This is a genomic window from Pseudomonas sp. AC211 (assembly GCF_979258055.1).
Genome location: NZ_OZ409830.1, coordinates 3,677,256 through 3,695,201, shown reverse-complemented (window position 1 = coordinate 3,695,201; position 17,946 = coordinate 3,677,256). Strand labels below are relative to the sequence as shown.

The 17,946-nt window shown below is 61.8% G+C and carries 10 protein-coding genes, 2 tRNA genes and 5 pseudogenes; 7 read left to right on the top strand and 10 right to left on the bottom strand.

Features of this window, described 5'->3' with window-relative positions; genetic code table 11:
• Positions 1 to 22: 22 nt before the first annotated feature.
• The 5 genes and pseudogenes from ACZZZP_RS17500 to ACZZZP_RS17480 form a co-directional block, all read right to left on the bottom strand.
• Positions 23 to 571: a cytochrome b gene (locus tag ACZZZP_RS17500; RefSeq protein WP_463383593.1), complete on the bottom strand. Its 549-nt coding sequence runs from the start codon at positions 569 to 571 to the stop codon at positions 23 to 25.
• 107 nt (positions 572 to 678) lie between these two features.
• Positions 679 to 1,941 carry a virulence factor family protein gene (locus ACZZZP_RS17495; RefSeq protein ID WP_463383592.1) on the bottom strand — a complete coding sequence of 421 codons (1,263 nt, stop codon included), beginning with the start codon at positions 1,939 to 1,941 and terminating at the stop codon, positions 679 to 681.
• Positions 1,942 to 1,953: 12 nt separating this feature from the next.
• A pseudogene (gene mprF, locus ACZZZP_RS17490) lies at positions 1,954 to 4,580 on the bottom strand (bifunctional lysylphosphatidylglycerol flippase/synthetase MprF); the annotation flags it as partial.
• A gap of 345 nt (positions 4,581 to 4,925) precedes the next feature.
• Positions 4,926 to 5,002 (bottom strand) — tRNA-Met (locus ACZZZP_RS17485).
• Between the two features lie 129 nt (positions 5,003 to 5,131).
• A tRNA-Met gene (locus tag ACZZZP_RS17480) sits at positions 5,132 to 5,208 on the bottom strand.
• Positions 5,209 to 5,345: 137 nt separating this feature from the next.
• On the opposite strand from ACZZZP_RS17480, the pseudogene dinB reads away from it, so the two are divergent.
• A pseudogene (gene dinB / locus ACZZZP_RS17475) lies at positions 5,346 to 6,402 on the top strand (DNA polymerase IV).
• A 321-nt stretch (positions 6,403 to 6,723) separates the two neighbouring features.
• Here the strand turns inward: dinB and ACZZZP_RS17470 are convergent.
• From ACZZZP_RS17470 to ACZZZP_RS17460, 3 genes and pseudogenes are all read right to left on the bottom strand, one after another.
• Positions 6,724 to 7,128 (bottom strand): META domain-containing protein, encoded by a 405-nt coding sequence (locus tag ACZZZP_RS17470; protein ID WP_463383590.1) that lies wholly within the window; start codon positions 7,126 to 7,128, stop codon positions 6,724 to 6,726.
• A 9-nt stretch (positions 7,129 to 7,137) separates the two neighbouring features.
• On the bottom strand, positions 7,138 to 7,581 hold the full coding sequence (locus ACZZZP_RS17465; RefSeq protein ID WP_122494033.1) for a hypothetical protein: 444 nt from the start codon (positions 7,579 to 7,581) through the stop codon (positions 7,138 to 7,140).
• 91 nt (positions 7,582 to 7,672) lie between these two features.
• A pseudogene (locus tag ACZZZP_RS17460) lies at positions 7,673 to 10,423 on the bottom strand (response regulator); the annotation flags it as partial.
• A gap of 243 nt (positions 10,424 to 10,666) precedes the next feature.
• Between ACZZZP_RS17460 and cysM the strand changes: the two are divergent.
• The 6 genes and pseudogenes from cysM to ACZZZP_RS17430 all read left to right on the top strand — a co-directional run bounded on the left by cysM (position 10,667) and on the right by ACZZZP_RS17430 (position 17,311).
• Positions 10,667 to 11,575 (top strand): cysteine synthase CysM, encoded by a 909-nt coding sequence (gene cysM, locus ACZZZP_RS17455; protein WP_463383588.1) that lies wholly within the window; start codon positions 10,667 to 10,669, stop codon positions 11,573 to 11,575.
• Positions 11,575 to 12,927 (top strand): 23S rRNA (uracil(1939)-C(5))-methyltransferase RlmD, encoded by a 1,353-nt coding sequence (rlmD, locus tag ACZZZP_RS17450; RefSeq protein ID WP_463383587.1) that lies wholly within the window; start codon positions 11,575 to 11,577, stop codon positions 12,925 to 12,927. The genes cysM and rlmD overlap by 1 nt, the downstream gene beginning before the upstream one ends.
• A gap of 77 nt (positions 12,928 to 13,004) precedes the next feature.
• Positions 13,005 to 15,247: pseudogene (gene relA / locus ACZZZP_RS17445) on the top strand (GTP diphosphokinase).
• 42 nt (positions 15,248 to 15,289) lie between these two features.
• Positions 15,290 to 16,131, top strand: a pseudogene (gene mazG / locus ACZZZP_RS17440) (nucleoside triphosphate pyrophosphohydrolase).
• 94 nt (positions 16,132 to 16,225) lie between these two features.
• Entirely contained in the window at positions 16,226 to 16,765 is a 540-nt protein-coding gene (locus ACZZZP_RS17435; RefSeq protein WP_122494027.1) for a DUF2058 domain-containing protein, read from the top strand.
• A gap of 123 nt (positions 16,766 to 16,888) precedes the next feature.
• Positions 16,889 to 17,311, top strand: a complete 423-nt coding sequence (locus ACZZZP_RS17430) for a DUF1810 domain-containing protein (RefSeq protein WP_122494026.1) — start codon at positions 16,889 to 16,891, stop codon at positions 17,309 to 17,311.
• Between the two features lie 8 nt (positions 17,312 to 17,319).
• Here the strand turns inward: ACZZZP_RS17430 and ACZZZP_RS17425 are convergent, their stop codons facing one another.
• Positions 17,320 to 17,700: a PIN domain-containing protein gene (locus ACZZZP_RS17425; protein ID WP_122494025.1), complete on the bottom strand. Its 381-nt coding sequence runs from the start codon at positions 17,698 to 17,700 to the stop codon at positions 17,320 to 17,322.
• Positions 17,700 to 17,900 (bottom strand): type II toxin-antitoxin system VapB family antitoxin, encoded by a 201-nt coding sequence (locus ACZZZP_RS17420; RefSeq protein ID WP_122494024.1) that lies wholly within the window; start codon positions 17,898 to 17,900, stop codon positions 17,700 to 17,702. Before ACZZZP_RS17420 ends, ACZZZP_RS17425 begins: the two co-directional genes overlap by 1 nt.
• Positions 17,901 to 17,946: the final 46 nt, after the last annotated feature.

Genomic DNA, 17,946 nt, shown 5'->3' with positions numbered 1-17,946 from the left:
GATAAGGGAAGCCCAAGTCGTTTTAGCGCCGGCTCGGCAACATGCGCCGCAGCGTGTTATCGCGAATCACGTAGTGATGCGCCAGGCCAGCCACGGCGTGCAGGCCGATCAGCCAGTACCCCACCGAACCGCCTAACTCGTGCCATTCCTTGATCTGCTTGGCCAGGTCCGGGTTCTTGTCCACCAGCGGCGGCAGCTCAAGCCCGAAGAACGGCACCGGCTTGCCGGCCGCGCTGAGAATCAGCCAGCCCGCGAAGGGCAGCCCGATCATCAACAGATAAAGTGCCGCGTGCACGAGCTTGGCGGCGAGCATTTGCCAGGTCGGCGGCGCCGGCGCGATCAGTGGGGTAGGGCTGATTAGGCGCAGCAGCAAGCGCAGCCACACCAGCAGGAACACGCTCAGGCCGAGCATGAAGTGAAACTGCTTCATCAGGTCGCGTTCGACGCTGTCTTTGGGAAAGATCCCGCGCAGTTCGATGCAGGCGTAGACCGCCGCCAACAGAATGACCATCAGCCAGTGCAGCGTGATATTCGCAGTGCCGTAGCGCGCTTCGGTGTTTTTCCAGCTCATCAGGTTTTCCTTTTCGACAAAAAGCCCGCTCTGCGGCGGGCTGAAAGGAGACCTTAGCATTTTGCCGGCGTCTGTCTGTGAAGCCGGCAAAACGAAAAAACCGAAGATTACGGCGCGGGGCGCTTTTCGATGTCTTTGATCAGGCGTGCGGCGAGGGCCGGGTAGTCCTCGTCGAAATGGTGGCCGCCGGGCAATTCCAGTCGCTCACCGACGGTGGTGCTTTCGGTGCAGCCACTTTCATTCGCTTCGTCTTTGCCGTACACGCACAGCACTTTCGCGGCCGGCAGCTTAGCCACTTCCGGGCCGGTGGCGGCTTCTTTGCCCGCTGTTCCGAGCCAGCCTTGCACTTCAATTTCGAAGCTGCCGCTGCGCGCTAGGGCGATCAGGTGAATGGCCCGCACTTGTTGCTGCTGCGCGGCTGGCAGGCGGTTGTAGATGGCGGGCAGCACGTCGGCGCCGAACGAATAGCCGATCAGCACGAAGTTCTTCGCACCCCATTTATCCCGGTACAGCTTCATCAGCTTGGCCAGGTCGGCGGCGCTTTGTTCCGGGCTTTTGTGCTGCCAGTAGTAGCGCAGGGCATCAACGCCCACGACCGGGTAATTGCGCTTGGCCATTTCTTCGGCCACGTCGCGGTCCAGGTCGCGCCAGCCGCCATCGCCCGAGTAGAACAGGCTGACGGTGTCGGAGGCTTCGTCGCTATCCACGGCCGGCACTTCTACCACCGGCATGGCATCGCTCTCGCCTTGCAGCAGGTTGCGCAGCTCTTTGTCGAGCACTTGCGGCAGCGTGGTGTCGTAGTCGCTGATGCTGGTGACGCCGTTGCTTTGCTCGCGGGCGAAGGCGGCGCTCGGGTCGTCCGGATTGTCGTTCCAGGCAGCCACCCAGCGGCCGTGGGGCGCTTTTGGCGGTTGCGGACAGGCGGGTTTTTCGATGGAGAAATCCACCGACAAGGCTTTGGCCTGATCGCTGGTCTGCCCGGCCAGCCAGTTCCACGCCAGGGTGGCGCCCGGGCCGATGCCGGCCACCAGCGTCGCGGGACCTTTGAGCTGGGCCAGGCTTTCTTCCAGGCGTTTTTGTTGCACCGCGCAGTCGCTACCCTCAAGGGTGAACTGCACCACTTGCGCCTGGCTGTCGCGGCTCAGGGCCAGCAGTTGTGCGTCGGTCAACTGCATGTCGGGCGGCACGCCGATTGCCACCTGGGCCTTGGCTGCCGTGGCTGGCACTGCCTTCGACAATGCGCTGCCGTCGCTCAATTGCAGATGCTCCACCGTCGGCGCGCCGCCGCGACTTTTGTACAACAGCGCGGCGACGGCCACCGCGGTTATCAGCAGTGCGACCAACAGCGGTCGCCAGTAGCGTCGAGTCATCAGCGTTTCACCAATCCCTGTCAGTCCGCCGGCAATCAGCGCAGCGGTGTCGGCCAAGGCCACCAGCGGGTCGAGGCCGGCCGGTACGGCCATGTAGCGCGGCTCCCAGTCGGGCTGGAATTTATCTTTGAAGCGGCGCAGGCCCTGGAAGTTATACAACTGCTCGCCACGGCGAAACACCATGGCGCCCAGGCGTTGCGTCAGCGGCGCGCCGCGTCGTGGTTGCAGGCCCGACAACGGCACCATGCCCAGACTGAAGCGGCTGTAACCGGCCTGCTTGTAATGCAGGATCAGGCCGAGCATCAGAAACTCCATGGTCAGCTTCGGCGCCTCGGGGTGCGCGCGCATCAGGTCCAGGCTGGCGAGTTCCGTGCTGTGGGTTTCCAGCAAGTTGGCGAATGCCACCGCGCGGCCTTCGAAGCGAATCACTGCAATGCGGAAATGCTTGAGGTACGACTCGGTAAAGCGGCCGAGGGAGAAGCCTTTCTCACGCACATTTTTGCCTTCGACCCAAGCCGCCGAAATGGCTTGAAGTTCGTCCATCGGCGCGGCACCGGCTTCGAAGATTTCCAGAGACAGACCGTCGCGCCCGCCACGGTTCCAGGTGTAGCGCAGGTCTTTCATCTCTTTGCCTTTGGCTTCGAGATCAAAGGCTGGCAGATCGACGCGCGCTTCTTCGCCGAGCTTCAGGGCGGTCAGGCCGATGTCCATGTAGAACGGCAGGTTCTCGGCACGCACTTGGTAGAACACGGGGCGCGCGTGGTGCAGGTCGCACAGGTCGCGGAATTGCCAGATCAACTCAGCGCGCTGTTGCGCCGGGCCGATGGGGTCGTACAGCGCGATCATGCTGCGGCCACGGCGGGCGTACATCAGGAACGCGTCGTTGTCTTTGTGGAACAGCAGCGCTTTATCGCCGGTCAGGGCCAGGCCGCCATCGGGTTGGTCGGAGGCGCGCAATATGCGGGCCGCGTTATCCAGTTCGGCTTCGTCAGGCAGGCGAATTTCCGGTGGCTCGGTACGCAGCAGCCAGGTCAGCACCACGATCACCAACAGCAAGGCGCTGCCCAATGCCGAGCGCAGTGCACGCGGAGCGCCGGCGTCGAGCGCGAACTGCCACCACAACTCGTGGTTGTACGGCACGTCCTGGTAGGCGAAGAACATCAGCCAGATCGAGGCGCCGAGCACACACAGAGCGGCCACCAGGTACACCGAGGAAAACGGCAGTTCCAGCAAGCGGCTAGGGCGATAGAACGAGCGGCGGAACACGGCGAGCAGGCTGGCGGTGAGAATCAGCAGGCTGGCCTCTTCCCAATCGAAGCCCTTCATCAGCGACAGCAAGGCACCCACCAGCAACAACACCATGGTCAGCACCCAGGCTGCCGACAAGCGTCGACGCAAGCCTTGAGCGAGTAACAGGCAGAGCACGCCGATCAGGCTGGCGCCCAGGTGCGAGGCGTCAATCAGGCGGTGGGGAATCAGAAAGCCGAGGTCTTCGATGCGCGAATCAATGGCCGGGGTGGCGCCGGAAAACAGCAGCACCATGCCGGAGATAAACACCAGCAGCGCCAGCACCGGCGCGGCCAGGCCTGAGGCGACGCGTACCGCCTGGTGCTTGACGATCAGTCGGTAGGCTTCGTTGAACAGCAGCAGCAGACACGCCACCAGCAGCGGCAGTACCACGTAAATCAAGCGGTACAGCAGCAATGCGGCGGCCAGCGGCGCGCTGCCAAGTTGGTCGGCAAACGCGGCCAGCAACACCGCCTCGAACACGCCGACGCCGCCTGGAACGTGGCTGAGTACGCCAGCGGCCAGGGCCAACAAGTAAATAAGCAAGAACGCGCCGAAGGGCGGCGCCTCGGGCAGCAGCAGATACAACACGGTGGCGGCTGCGGCCACGTCCAGTGCGGTGATGACCAACTGCAACGCCGCCAATCGCCAGCCCGGCAAGCGCAGGGTGCGGCGGCCCAGCTGAATCAGCACGTTATGGGGGAAGGGTTGTTCAGGCAGGCGACGGCGCTCGAGTCGCCATTAGCAGTGCGCCACAGCCCAGCAGAATGGCCACGGCAATCGCAGCCAATACGCTAGCGGGAAGGCGCAGGGCGCTGGCGGCGGCGGGCAGGTCGCTGAGGGTGGCAAGCGCGGCGAGTACGGGCAGGGCGCAACCCAGCGACAAGCTGGCGAACAGCGTCATGCGTGCCACTTCACCAGGGCCAAGGCCATGACGCGCGTACAGGCGGTAGCGCACCGAGCCGCCGGACAACATCGACAGGCCCACCGCGTTACCGATAGCAAATGCATTGAAGCCGCCAAACGCCAGCGCCGGCAGCGGCAGGTTCACATTGGCGAAGCGGCTGGCGGACCATTCGTAGCCGAGCAGAATGACAAAACCCACGGCGGTGGCCGCCAGCGCGCCGAGCAAGGCGCTGGTGGGAGACATGCAGCACCGACTCGCGCAGGGAATCGGGATCCAGGTCGTTGACCAAATGGCGGCAGGCGATCAGCGCAATGGTGAACAGCAGCAGCGTGACGGCCAGGCCGATGGGCTGGCGGTACGTGCTCAGGCGCTCCATCCACTGCAAGCGCGAGGGGTGAACGTCGGACGCTGGCGGGTGTTGCGCGTCAGGAGGGTTAGCGCGCATGCGGCACCTCAACAGTGCAATGGGTGGCCGATAGGCGAGCGAGACAGAATGGGGCGGCGCAGGTGTGTCGCGAAGCGCAGTGCGGTCCTGGATAAAGCATGCATGACTCCCTATGGCGAACGAGCCCGGCAATGATCAGCTGCGTGGCGGCGCGGAGCAACCGGTTTGCACTTCCATCGGCGCTTGTTTCGAAGGGGAGCAGGCGGGCGAGGTTCACGGCCCACGGCAACCCTTCTTTCTATATAGAAGAAACCGGCGCCTGATGACGGCGGGGCGGGCAAGGCAGGGTTTTCCAAACGCCAGAAACACAAAAGGCCACTTGTTTCCAAGTGGCCTTTAAATGTTTGGTTGCGGGAGCCGGATTTGAACCGACGACCTTCGGGTTATGAGCCCGACGAGCTACCAGACTGCTCCATCCCGCGCCGGCAATTCTACAGTTCGAGGCGTTTGTGTCAACCGTTAATTTCTTTTTTTATCAAAGAGTTATGCGCCAACAAAAACGCCAGGCAACAAAAAAGGGCCACTTAGTGATAAGTGGCCCTTTGTTTGTCTGGTTGCGGGAGCCGGATTTGAACCGACGACCTTCGGGTTATGAGCCCGACGAGCTACCAGACTGCTCCATCCCGCGCCGCACATTCTACAGTCGAAGTCTTCTCTGTCAACCTTTAATCTTGAAAAACTGTTGTTTGTTCAGATGCTTAGCGCAGCCGCGATGCTACACTGCGCCTTCCCAGCCCATGCCAGGCGGGGCTTACCGGACTTTTCGTGCGCAAGATTATCCACGTGGATTGTGACTGTTTTTACGCAGCCATCGAGATGCGCGACGACCCGCGTCTGGCCAACAGGCCCATCGCCGTGGGCGGTTCGGCGGATCGTCGTGGGGTGATCGCCACCTGCAACTACGAAGCCCGCGCATACGGCGTTCGCTCGGCGATGTCGTCGCGCCATGCGCTCAAGCTGTGCCCCGACCTGCTGATCGTGCGGCCGCGTATGGACGTTTATAAGGAAGCGTCCCGCGAGATTCAGGGGATCTTCCGCGAGTACACCGACATCATCGAACCGCTGTCGCTGGATGAGGCCTACCTGGACGTCTCCGATTGTCCGCACTTCGCCGGCAGTGCCACGCGTATCGCACAAGACATTCGCCGCCGTGTTTCCATGCAGGTGCACATCACCGTGTCGGCCGGCGTCGCGCCAAACAAGTTCCTGGCCAAAATCGCCAGCGATTGGCGCAAACCTAACGGCCTTTTTGTGATTACCCCCGACGAGGTGGAAGGGTTTGTCGCGGTGCTGCCGGTGAGCAAACTGCACGGCGTGGGCAAGGTGACTGCCGACAAAATGCTGCGCCTTGGCATTGAAACCTGCGCGCAGCTACGCGAGTGGAGCAAGGTGGAGCTGGCGCGCGAATTCGGCAGCTTCGGCGAGCGCCTGTGGAACCTTGCGCGCGGCATCGATGAGCGTCAGGTGCAGGTAGACCACCGCCGCCAGACCATGAGTGTCGAGACCACCTACGACAAGGATCTGCCCGATCTCGAAGCCTGCCTTGAGCGCTTGCCGGGGCTGCTGGACGAGCTCGACCGCCGCATGCAGCGCCTCGACGACAGCTACCGGCCGGACAAACCGCTGGTGAAATTGAAATTCCACGACTTTACCCAGACGACGTTGGAACAGGCCGGTGCCGGGCGGGATTTGGACAGTTACCGGAAGTTGCTTAGCAGTGCGTTTGAACGCGGGGGGAAGCCGGTGCGGTTGATAGGGGTGGGGGGTGCGGTTGATTGATTTGCGGCGGGTGAGTGAGCAGTTGGAGTTGTTTGAGCGGTGAGTGGGGGGCTGCTGGTTTGCTCGTTGCTTGAAGGATTCGAGATCTAGAGTCGCCCGAGGAGCAGCGTTACCTGAAACATACTGGATCCCCGCCTTCGCGGGGATGACGGTGTGGGTAAAGAGGTGGTTTGTAACGTTCAGGCGCTACGGCGCACTTACAAAACCCACCGTCATTTACAACCCGCACCGTCATCCTCGCGAACGCGGGGATCCAAGTCATCCGTCGAGCACCGTTACCTAAAATATACTGAATCCCGAATCGTCCCACCGCCGCCTTCGCGAGGATGACGGTAAAACCTTAAACCCATCCTCGTCCCAACCCTCAATACTCCGCCGCCCACAACCGAATCGGTTTCCCCTGCGCTGGCCACAGCTGCAGCTGGTCAATCGCCGAAATATCCCAACGCTCTACGGCACTCAATGCATCCAGGAAGCGTTGTTCCTGCTCCATCAAGGCCGGGGCGCACATTTTTCGGGTGCTGCCGGCCTGGCTGAAGCTGATTTGCTGACCCTTGAGGCTGTATGCCGCGAACCAATGGTTGCAGCCGGCGCTGCCGTAAGCGCGGCCGTCGGCGCCCAGAGTGAGGGTCAGGTGGCTGTTGTCGACCAGCGGACGCTCACCGATCCATTCCACTTGGTAGGCGCTGTCCTGTTGCAGTTGCGGGGTGCTACTGGCGCAGCCGAGCAGGCTGAGGGCGAGCGCGCCGAGGGCGAGGGGTGCTTTCATGACGGGTCCTTATTGCGGCTGGTCCTTGGTTTGGCACGCCGGGCACAGGTGGCGTCCGTCGCGGTTTTGCCAGTGCAGTTCGGCGATTCGGGCTTCGGCAGCCGGCGCATGGGCCTTCTTGCCAAGCGCCGCATCCACGGCAAATTCAAAGTCCAGCTGTTTGTCGCAGCTGTCGCATTTCACGTGCCAGTTGAGGATAGACAATTCGGTGAACACCGGACCCTGCGCAACGGCGACCCACTGGCCGGTCGGGTTGATCAGGTGGCGAACCTTGTCGACGTTCAGGCGCATGCTCAAGTCGCGGCTGCCCTTGAGGGTTACCAGCAGCACGTCGCCGCTTTTTACCGAGCCGCCATTGCCGGTGACCTGGTAGCGGCCGGGCACCAGGGCACGGCATTCGATCAGGGTGTGTTCAGGGTTGAGCAGGTTGTAGCGAAAGTCGTGTTCGGCCATGGCGCAGGTTCAGTTCGGTCAGAAAAACAAGGGCGGCATGGTAGCACGGGCCTTGCCGGCCGCCGGGTTGCGGCGGGCAGGGGAGTTGGACGGCATGTGCAGTTTCCGCCAGGCGGAGCATTGCCGCGTCCAGTTCATCGAGTGCCTCGCGGTACGCCGGGTCAGCTTGTTTGAGCAGCGTTTCGGTGCGTTGGCAGACGGCGCGTAGTTGCGGCACGCCGCAGTAACGCGTGGCGCCATGCAGGCGATGCACACGTTCGATCAGCGCGCCGCGATCGTCACTGTCACGGGCCTGGCGAATGGTTTCCCGGTCGCCCTCCAGCGAGGCCAGCAGCATCGCCAGCATGTCCGCCGCCAAGTCAGCTTTGCCAGCGGCCAGGCGCAAGCCTTCCTCTTCATCGAGCACCTTTTGCTGGGGCGCGGCGTGGGGAGGCGTCGTTTCCGTTGGACGCTCGCTGCCCTGGTTGCGCAACCCCAAGCCCGTCCACTTCAGCACCACCTGCGCCAATTGCCGCTCGCTGATGGGTTTGGTCAGGTAGTCGTCCATGCCGCCCTGCAGCAGCGCACGTTTTTCATTGGCCAGGGCGTGAGCGGTGAGGGCGATGATGGGCGTGGGCACGGCTTCCTGCTCGGCTTCCCAATGGCGGATTTCTTCGGTGGCCTGGCGCCCGTCCATGCCCGGCATTTGCACGTCCATGAAGATCAGGTCGAAGGTCTTGTGTTTGACCACCTCAACCGCCGCGTAACCGCTGTCCACTGCGGTGACGTCGGCGCCCATGTCGCTGAGCAAGGTGTACACCAGCTTGAGGTTGGCCGGGTTGTCGTCCACGCACAGCAGCTTCGGCGGCCGGCTGGTGGCGGCCGGCGCGGGTGGCTCGCTGGGTTGATGGCGCGGGCCGAGCAGCTCAATCAGCGCGCGCTGCATTTTGCGCGTGCAGGCGGGCTTGGCCTGCAGCTGGCTGTGCGCGTCGGGCAGCGACTCGTGATACAGCGCCTGTTCGGTGGTGGGGCAGAGCACCAGGCTCTTGCAACCGATGCGCTCCAGATCCCATACCCTTTGGCTCAACTGCTCTGGCGGCAAGTCTTGGGTGGTCACGCCCAGTACCGCCAGGGTGATGGCGCTTTCGGTGTACTGCTGCGTGCTCACTGCGCTGAGCAGACTGTCCAGGTGTTGATGGTGAACCACCACCAGGCCGCAATCTTCCAGTTGATGCTGCAGCGCTTGGCGCGCCAGCGAGTGCTGTTCAACCACGGCCACGGTGCGACCCAGCAGCGGCGCTTGCGGTTGATCTTCGGCATCTTCCCGCGCCTTGGGTAAGGTCAGGCTGACCCAAAATTCCGAACCTTCCCCTGGTGTGCTGGCCACGCCAATCTCGCCGCCCATCTGTTCGATCAGTCGTTTGGAAATCACCAGGCCCAAACCCGTACCGCCGGCTTGGCGTGACAGCGAGTTGTCGGCCTGACTGAATGCCTGGAACAGCGCACGCAGATCTTCATCCGATAAACCGATGCCGGTGTCCTGCACGCTGATGCGCAGCTGCGCCCGCTCGCCGCTGTCTTCCTCAACCATGGCGCGGATGGCGATGGTGCCGTCGCGGGTGAACTTGATGGCGTTGCTCACCAGGTTGGTGAGCACCTGCTTGAGTCGCTGCGGGTCGCCGATCAAAGCGATTGGCGTGTCGCGATAGACCAGGCTCACCAGCTCCAGTCCCTTGGCATGGGCGGTCGGGGCCAGAATGGTGAGGGCGTCTTGCAGGACGTCGCGCAGGTTAAAGGGGATGTTCTCCAGTACCAGCTTGCCGGCCTCGATTTTCGAGAAGTCGAGAATTTCGTTGATGATGCCTAACAGGCTGTCGGCGGACTTCTCGATGGTGCCCAGATAGTCTTGCTGGCGCGGCGTTAGCTCGCTTTTTTGCAGCAGGTTGGTGAAGCCGAGAATGCCGTTGAGCGGGGTGCGAATTTCGTGGCTCATGTTGGCCAAAAACTCGGATTTGATGCGGCTGGCTTCCAGCGCCTCTTTGCGCGCGAAGTCGAGTTCGATGTTCTGGATTTCGATGGTTTCCAGGTTCTGGCGCACGTCTTCGGTGGCCTGGTCGATGCTGTGTTGCAGTTCTTCCTGGGCGTTCTGCAGGGTTTCGGCCATGCGATTGATGCCCGAGGCCAGCTCGTCCATCTCGTGACTGCCCAGCGGCGGCAGGCGCGTTTCCAGGCGGCCTTCTTTTAATAGCGCAACGCCTTGTTTGATGCGTCGAAGCGGGTCGTTGATCGAGCGGCTCATCTGCACCGCCAGCAACGCCGTGACGCCCAGGCCGGTGATGATTAACAGCAGGCTGGCGAACAAGCTGCGGTAGCCGCGCAGCAAGGTGCCGTGGTGGGAAAGCTCCAGCTCGACCCAGCCGAGCAAACGGTCCGGATCGTCAGCCACCGGGTCGCCCGACAAGCTGCGATGGCGGCCGAATACCGGCAGCAAGCGCGTGGCGTCATTGCCGCTGCGCAGCTGCAGCACGCGGTTATCGCCGTCGGGCATCGGGTTGAGCATGCTTGGGCCGGCGTTGGCCAGGCGCGAATGGTCTTCGCCGAGGAAGTGCACCGAGCGCACGTCAGGTTGCTCAAGCACCTCGTTAGCGATGCGCTCCAGCAGGGCCGCATCGCTGCGCGCCAAGGCCGGCGCGGCAATCGGCGCCAACTGCTCGATGGTCATTTGTCCACGTTGGAGCAACTGCGTCTGTAGGTCAGACAATTGCATCCAGGTGAAATAGCCGCCCAACACCAATGCCAATAAACTGGTGGGAAGTAGAGTGAGCAGCAGCACGCGGCCCTTGATACTGAGATCCTTGAACACACCGCCCTCGCTGAAAATACTGGCTCCAAGCCCCGTCCCGCAGTGTAGCGTCTGGGCTTTGTTCGTAACGTTTGAATTTTACTCAAACTCCCGTCGCTTGCGGCGGCGCCTGCGCGGATGCACGGGGTGTTTGCCTACCGAACGGCGCACACGCCCAAGCGACCTTTCGCGGACGATCAGGAGGTTGCGCAGGCAATTTCTCGCTATCATGTCGCCCCCGCTGGAACGGATCGGACCGCTTTCATGACTACCCCTGTTACCTACCCAACGATCGCCGACACCGTCGGCAACACCCCACTGGTGCGCTTGCAGCGCCTGCCGGGCAACACCAGCAATACGTTATTGGTGAAGTTGGAAGGCAATAACCCCGCCGGTTCGGTAAAAGACCGTCCGGCCTTGTCGATGATTACCCGCGCCGAGCTCAGTGGTGCGGTGAAGCCTGGCGATACGCTGATCGAAGCGACCTCCGGCAACACCGGCATCGCCCTGGCCATGGTCGCGGCGATCAAGGGCTACCGCATGATTCTGATCATGCCGGACAACATGAGCGCCGAGCGCAAAGCGGCCATGACCGCTTACGGCGCCGAGCTGATCATTGTCAGCAAGGAAGACGGCATGGAAGGCGCCCGAGACCTGGCCGAGCGTATGCAAGCCGAAGGCAAAGGCATCGTGCTGGATCAGTTCGCCAACGGCGACAACCCCATTGCGCACTACACAGGTACCGGCCCGGAAATTTGGCAGCAGACCCAGGGCACCATTACCCATTTCGTCAGCTCCATGGGCACCACCGGCACCATCATGGGCACCTCGCGCTATCTGAAAGAACAAAACCCGGCCATTCAGATTGTCGGACTGCAACCCATGGAAGGCTCCGCCATTCCGGGCATTCGCCGTTGGCCGCAAGAGTATTTGCCGAAGATTTACCAAGCCGAACGCGTTGACCGCATCATCGACATGCTCCAGCGCGAAGCCGAAGACACCATGCGCCGCCTGGCGCGTGAAGAAGGCATTTTCTGCGGCGTGTCGTCGGGCGGTTCGGTGGCGGCGGCGTTGCGTTTGTCGCAAGAAGTGGAGAACGCCACCATCGTCGCGATCATCTGCGACCGCGGCGACCGTTACCTGTCTACTGGCGTCTACGATGACCCGCGCTAATGGCTAAGAAACCGACGGGGCTGCGCTTTCAACCCAGCGGCGGCACGCGCGCCGTGCAAATTCCGGTCGGCAAAAAGCAGCGCCTGGAGATTGAGCGCCTGGCCAATGACGGCCGAGGCATCAGCTTTTTCGAGAACCGCACATGGTTCGTCGCGGGCGCCTTACCGGGTGAGCAGGTGGAAGCGCGGGTGCTGGCCGCCCGCAGCCAAATCGTTGATGCCCGCGCCGAACGTATTTTGGTGGCTGCTCCGTCACGCCGCCCGGAGCCGTGCCGGCATGCCAGGGTATGTGGCGGCTGCAGCCTGCAACACATGCCCCACGAGCAACAGTTGCTGCTGAAGCAACAACAGTTGACCGAGCAATTCAGCCGTATCGCCGGTGTGCAGCCCGAAGAGTGGGCGCCGCCGCTGGTTGGCCCGGAGTTCGGCTACCGCCGCCGTGCGCGTATCGCCGTGCGTTGGGACGCCAAAGCCAAGCGCCTGGACGTAGGTTTTCGCGCCGCCGCCAGCCAAGACATCATCGCCATCAGCGAATGCCTGGTGCTGGTACAGCCCTTGCAGACCATCGTGCAGGTGTTACCGCAGGTGTTGCGCGGGTTGTCCAAGCCGCAGGCGCTGGGCCACGTCGAATTGTTCAGCGGCACGGCCAGCGCCGTTTTGGTGCGTCATACCGCGCCGTTGCCAGAGGCCGATGTGGCCGCGCTGCAGGCGTTCTGCGCCGAGCATGACGCGCAGCTTTGGCTACACGGCGCCGGCGACCCGCAACCTTTGGATACCACGTTGGCACTGGGGTACCGGTTAGCGCAGTGGGATTTGCAGCTAGCCTATCGCCCCGGTGATTTTGTGCAGGTGAACGCGCCGGTTAACGAGGCAATGATTGCCCAGGCGCTAGACTGGTTAGCACCGCAAGCCCACGAACGGGTGCTGGATTTGTTTTGCGGCCTAGGTAATTTCAGCTTGCCGCTGGCTCGTCAGGCGCAGGAAGTGGTCGCGGTGGAAGGCGTGCAAGTGATGGTGGAGAGGGCGGCGGGCAATGCCTTGGCCAATGGTCTGAGCAACGCGCACTTTTATCAGGCCGACTTGTCGAACTCGCTTGCCGGCGCCCCCTGGGCCGCTCAAGGTTTTTCTGCAGTACTGCTGGACCCCCCGCGAGACGGCGCATTGCAGGCCGTTGAGGGCATGGCGAAACTGGGTGCCAAGCGCGTGCTGTATGTGTCTTGCAACCCCGCCACGCTGGCCCGTGACGCGGCGGTTTTGGTGCAACAGGGTTACCGGCTAAAACGTGCCGCAATCCTCGATATGTTTCCGCAGACGGCGCATGTCGAGGCGATGGCGTTATTTGTGGCGGACTAGGATGTTCGCGTAACCGACTGGCCCGCAGAGGTCGGCGTATTCGGCGCGTTTACTGCGCGTCGTAGGGAAGGTAAACGATGGTACAGGTTAGAGCGCAGCAACCGATCAACACGGATGGCAGCATCAACCTAGAGGCCTGGCTCGATTACGTGCTGAGCGTCGACCCGGCGCTGGACCGAGAGGCCCTGCGAGCCGCGTGCGAGTTCGCTCGCGAAGCCGAGCAGCAAGCCAACGCGGCCCAGAACCTGTGGACCGAAGGCACTTCCAGCTTTCGCACGGGCCTGGAAATTGCCGAAATTCTCGCCGACCTCAAACTCGACCAAGACTCCCTGGTGGCCGCCGTTGTGTACCGCGGCGTGCGAGAGGGCCAATTCCCCTGGCCAACGTGCAGCAGCGCTGCGGCGCGGTGGTCGCCAAGCTGATCGAAGGCGTGCTGCGCATGGCCGCCATCAGTGCCAGCCTCAACCCGCGTGAATCGCTGGTGCTGGGCACTCAGGTGCAAGTCGACAACCTGCGCAAAATGCTCGTGGCCATGGTCGATGACGTGCGCGTGCCGCTGATCAAGCTGGCCGAACGGACCTGCGCCATTCGTGCGATCAAGAACGGCGACGACGAAAAGCGCCAGCGCGTGGCTCGCGAGGTGTTCGATATCTACGCGCCGCTAGCCCACCGGCTGGGTATCGGTCATATCAAATGGGAGCTGGAAGACCTGTCTTTCCGCTACCTCGAGCCCGAACAGTACAAACAGATCGCCACCTTGCTGCATGAGCGGCGCCTGGACCGCGAGCGCTTCATCACAGACGTAATGGCCCAGCTCAAAGACGAGCTGGCGGCCACTGGCGTGCAGGCCGACATCAGCGGCCGGGCCAAACACATCTATTCCATCTGGCGCAAAATGCAGCGCAAAGGGCTGGCCTTCAGCCAGATTTACGACGTGCGGGCGCTGCGTGTGCTGGTGCCGGAAATGCGCGATTGCTACACCGCGCTCGGCATCGTCCATACCCTGTGGCGGCATATTCCGAAGGAGTTCGACGATTACATCGCCAATCCTAAGGAAAACGGCTACCGCTCCTTGCACACTGCGGTAATCGGTCCGGAGGGCAAGGTGCTGGAAGTGCAAATTCGCACCCACGCCATGCACGAAGAAGCGGAACTCGGTGTGTGCGCGCACTGGCGCTACAAGGGCACCGACGTCAAATCCGGCTCCAATCACTACGAAGAGAAAATTTCCTGGCTGCGCCAAGTGCTGGAATGGCATGAGGAGTTGGGCGATATCGGTGGCCTGGCCGAACAGCTGCGGGTGGATATCGAGCCCGACCGCGTGTACGTGTTTACCCCCGACGGTCATGCCATCGACCTGCCCAAAGGCGCTACGCCGCTGGACTTCGCCTACCGCGTGCACACCGAGATTGGCCACAACTGTCGGGGCGCGAAAATCAACGGGCGCATCGTGCCGCTCAACTACAGCCTGCAAACCGGCGAGCAGGTGGAAATCATCACCAGCAAGCACGGCGTGCCGAGCCGCGACTGGCTGAACAGCAACCTCGGTTACGTCACCACCTCGCGGGCGCGGGCCAAAATTGTTCACTGGTTCAAGCTGCAAGACCGCGACCAGAACGTGGCCGCTGGTCGCTCGATGCTGGAGCGTGAATTGGCGCGTCTGGCGCTGCCCAGCGTCGACTTTGACAAAGTCGCAGACAAGGCCAACATGCGCACCGCCGACGACCTGTTCGCTGCGCTGGGCGCTGGCGACTTGCGCCTGGCTCAGGTGGTTAATGCGGCGCAGCAATTGGTCGAGCCGGAACGTGGCAACGAACAGCTTGAGCTGATTCCGCGCCGTCACACCGCCTTCAAACCGGGCAAGCGCGGCGACATCCAGATTCAGGGCGTCGGCAACCTGCTCACGCAAATGGCCGGCTGCTGCCAGCCATTGCCCGGCGATGCCATCGTTGGCTACATCACGCTGGGCCGTGGCGTCAGCATTCACCGCCAAGACTGCGCCTCGGTGCTGCAACTGGGCGGCCGCGAGCCCGAGCGCATCATTCAAGTGAGCTGGGGCCCGGTGCCGGTACAAACCTACCCGGTGGACATCATCATTCGCGCCTACGACCGCTCGGGTCTGCTGCGTGACGTGTCGCAGGTGTTGCTCAACGAGAAGATCAACGTGCTGGCGGTTAACACCCGGTCCAACAAAGAAGACAACACGGCGGCGATGTCGCTGACCATCGAGATTCCGGGGTTGGATGCGTTGGGCCGGTTGCTCGGTCGCATCTCGCAGTTGCCGAACATTATCGAAGTGCGCCGCCACCGAACCTCCTGACCTATTGCACTCGATACGCTCAGCTACCCGGGACTTTTTTCTATGTACCAACTTCCTGACCTCCTGCACCTCATGGCCCGCCTGCGCGACCCGCAGTACGGCTGCCCGTGGGACTTGCAACAGAACTACGCCAGCATCGTGCCGCACACCATAGAAGAAGCTTACGAAGTGGCCGACGCCATTGAGCGCGCCGACTTCGAGCATTTGCCGGGGGAGTTGGGCGATCTGCTTTTTCAGGTGGTGTATTACAGCCAACTGGCGAAAGAAGAAGGGCGCTTCGAGTTTGCTTCGGTGGTCGATGCCATCACCCGCAAGCTGGTGCGTCGCCATCCCCATGTATTCCCTGACGGCGATTTGTATGGCGCCCCCGACATGGCACGGCTGAGCGAAGCCGCCGTTAAGCAACGTTGGGAAGAAATCAAAGCCGAAGAACGCGCCGAAAAAAGCCGCAGCGCCGGAACAGTTGTCGTTGCTCGACGATGTGCCGAACACGCTGCCCTCGCTGTCGCGCGCCGCCAAGCTGCAAAAGCGCGCGGCGCAGGTCGGCTTCGGATTGGCCTGAAGCGTTGCCCGTCGTCGATAAAGTGCGTGAAGAACTCGACGAAGTCTTGCAAGCCATGAGCGCCAACGACAGCGAGGCGATGGCCGAGGAAATCGGCGATTTGCTGTTCGTGGTCGTCAACCTGGCGCGGCACTTGAAGGCCGACCCGGAAACCGCACTGCGCGCCGCCAATGCCAAGTTTGAGCGGCGTTTCCGCTTTATCGAGCAGGTGCTGCGCGAGCAGGGCCGCGATATTCAGGCGTGTAGCCTGGACGAGCTGGACGCCATCTGGGGCCAAGCCAAACGCGAAGAGCGGCAGGCAGGCATAGCTAGTTGCGGATAGTCAGATAGAAGAGTCAGCCGGGTAGGTGTTCGCCCTGGCTTGTGGAAGAATAGCGGCGTTTTTTTACCGGTTGCCCTTGAGAGAGTCATCAAGCATGAGCATGTCATTGCGTGACCAGTTGCTGAAAGCCGGACTGGTCAACGAGAAGCAGGCCAAACAGGTCAGCAAGGAAAAGCAAAAGCAAAAGCGCCTTGAGCACAAAGGCCAGGTTGAGGTCGACGACTCGCAGCAGCGCGTTGCACTCGAAGCCAAGGCCGAGAAGATTGCCCGCGACCAGGAACTCAATCGTCAGCAGCAGGAAAAGGCGCAGAAGAAAGCCGAAGCCGCGCAGATCAAGCAATTGATCGAATCGAGCCGCCTGCCCAAGCTGACCACCGAGGACTACTACAACTTCGTTGACGACAAGAAGGTCAAGCGCATCTCCGTCAACGCCCTGATGCGCAACAAGCTCAGCAGCGGCTCGCTGGCCATTGTTCAACATGGCGGCGGTTACGAAGTGATTCCCCGCGAAGCCGCCCTGAAAATTCAGGAACGCGACCCGCGCCGCATCGTGCAACTGAACGTGCAAACCGAGGAAGACGACGCCAACGATCCGTACGCGGCGTACAAGATTCCCGACGATTTGATGTGGTGACCTGATTCACCGGGTGGGGCGTACCGCACATCCGGTGATGCCGTTTGGCCATCAATTAAAGTTCGCACACTCTGGAAGGTGCCCGAGTCAACCCCCTAGACCGTCACTTCCGGAGCCCAGCCAATGGCCGATATCCACAACCTGCAACGCTTTGTCGACGCCCAAGCTTCCACCTACGATCAGGCCCTCGCCGAAATCCAGGCCGGACAGAAACGAAGTCATTGGATGTGGTTTATTTTCCCGCAGCTCAAAGGCCTGGGGCACAGCGCCAATTCCGAGTTCTACGGAATCTCTGGCCTCGATGAGGCCAACGCCTACATCACCCATCCCATCCTCGGCCCCCGCCTGCACGCTTGCACCAACGCATTGCTGGCCTGGCCCGACCGCAGCGCCCGCGACATTCTCGGCAGCCCTGATGACACCAAGTTGTGCTCCTGCATGACCCTGTTCGCCACGCTGACCCACGAGCCCAATATTTTCTCGCAGGTGCTTGAGCATTTTTTCGCCGGGCATGCGGATCCGTTGACGTTGGCGCGGGTGGGGTAGTTGAGCGTTCAGTGCACGACAGGAAGGTGCGAAACGCCGTATTTTTTTGCCAGCTCTGCCAAGCGTTTATCCAGCGTCCAGAGCCTTGCGCCTGGCGTGATAAGGGTTGAAGCCAGCAGAGTGAGGTCTACGAGGCCGCACCCAAGCCCGTACAACTGTTCGCTTTCGATGAATTCCATTACTTCGTCGATGGTGGCTTGAGTGCAGGCTTGTAGAAGCTCTAGGTACTGCAACGTAGCGACGCGCGGGGCAGGTGGCGTGCCGCACGCGATTTCTCCAACGACCATGGGATGAGTGATGGCGAGGTCCTGGCCCAGCAGCTGGACCAATGCCTGATTGCCGTTTCGAAAGTGATCAACCCACACCGATGTATCAATAAGCACGCCCATTATTGCGACTCTTCGCGGTTACGCAGAGGGTTCTGCATATTGGGGGCAGCGCCACCCAGGGCGGCCAGCCGTTTAGCTGCTTGAACACGCACAAAGGTTTTGATCGCTTCCCTGAAAATGTCTGCTTTATCCATACCGGGATCCGCCATCTGCAAAGCTCGTTCGTAGAGCGCATCTTCAAGCGTAACTGTGGTTCGCATGATTGGTCTCTCGCGCATCAAAGTTGATGACATAAGTCGTCAAAAT

What these genes read in the sequence shown, in the direction of transcription:
- ACZZZP_RS17500 (WP_463383593.1), bottom strand. Translation starts at nt 571, where the DNA reads ATGAGCTGGAAAAACACCGAAGCGCGCTACGGCACTGCGAATATCACG.
- ACZZZP_RS17495 (WP_463383592.1), bottom strand. Translation starts at nt 1,941, where the DNA reads ATGACTCGACGCTACTGGCGACCGCTGTTGGTCGCACTGCTGATAACC.
- ACZZZP_RS17470 (WP_463383590.1), bottom strand. Translation starts at nt 7,128, where the DNA reads ATGAAAGCACCCCTCGCCCTCGGCGCGCTCGCCCTCAGCCTGCTCGGC.
- ACZZZP_RS17465 (WP_122494033.1), bottom strand. Translation starts at nt 7,581, where the DNA reads ATGGCCGAACACGACTTTCGCTACAACCTGCTCAACCCTGAACACACC.
- cysM (WP_463383588.1), top strand. Translation starts at nt 10,667, where the DNA reads ATGACTACCCCTGTTACCTACCCAACGATCGCCGACACCGTCGGCAAC.
- rlmD (WP_463383587.1), top strand. Translation starts at nt 11,575, where the DNA reads ATGGCTAAGAAACCGACGGGGCTGCGCTTTCAACCCAGCGGCGGCACG.
- ACZZZP_RS17435 (WP_122494027.1), top strand. Translation starts at nt 16,226, where the DNA reads ATGAGCATGTCATTGCGTGACCAGTTGCTGAAAGCCGGACTGGTCAAC.
- ACZZZP_RS17430 (WP_122494026.1), top strand. Translation starts at nt 16,889, where the DNA reads ATGGCCGATATCCACAACCTGCAACGCTTTGTCGACGCCCAAGCTTCC.
- ACZZZP_RS17425 (WP_122494025.1), bottom strand. Translation starts at nt 17,700, where the DNA reads ATGGGCGTGCTTATTGATACATCGGTGTGGGTTGATCACTTTCGAAAC.
- ACZZZP_RS17420 (WP_122494024.1), bottom strand. Translation starts at nt 17,900, where the DNA reads ATGCGAACCACAGTTACGCTTGAAGATGCGCTCTACGAACGAGCTTTG.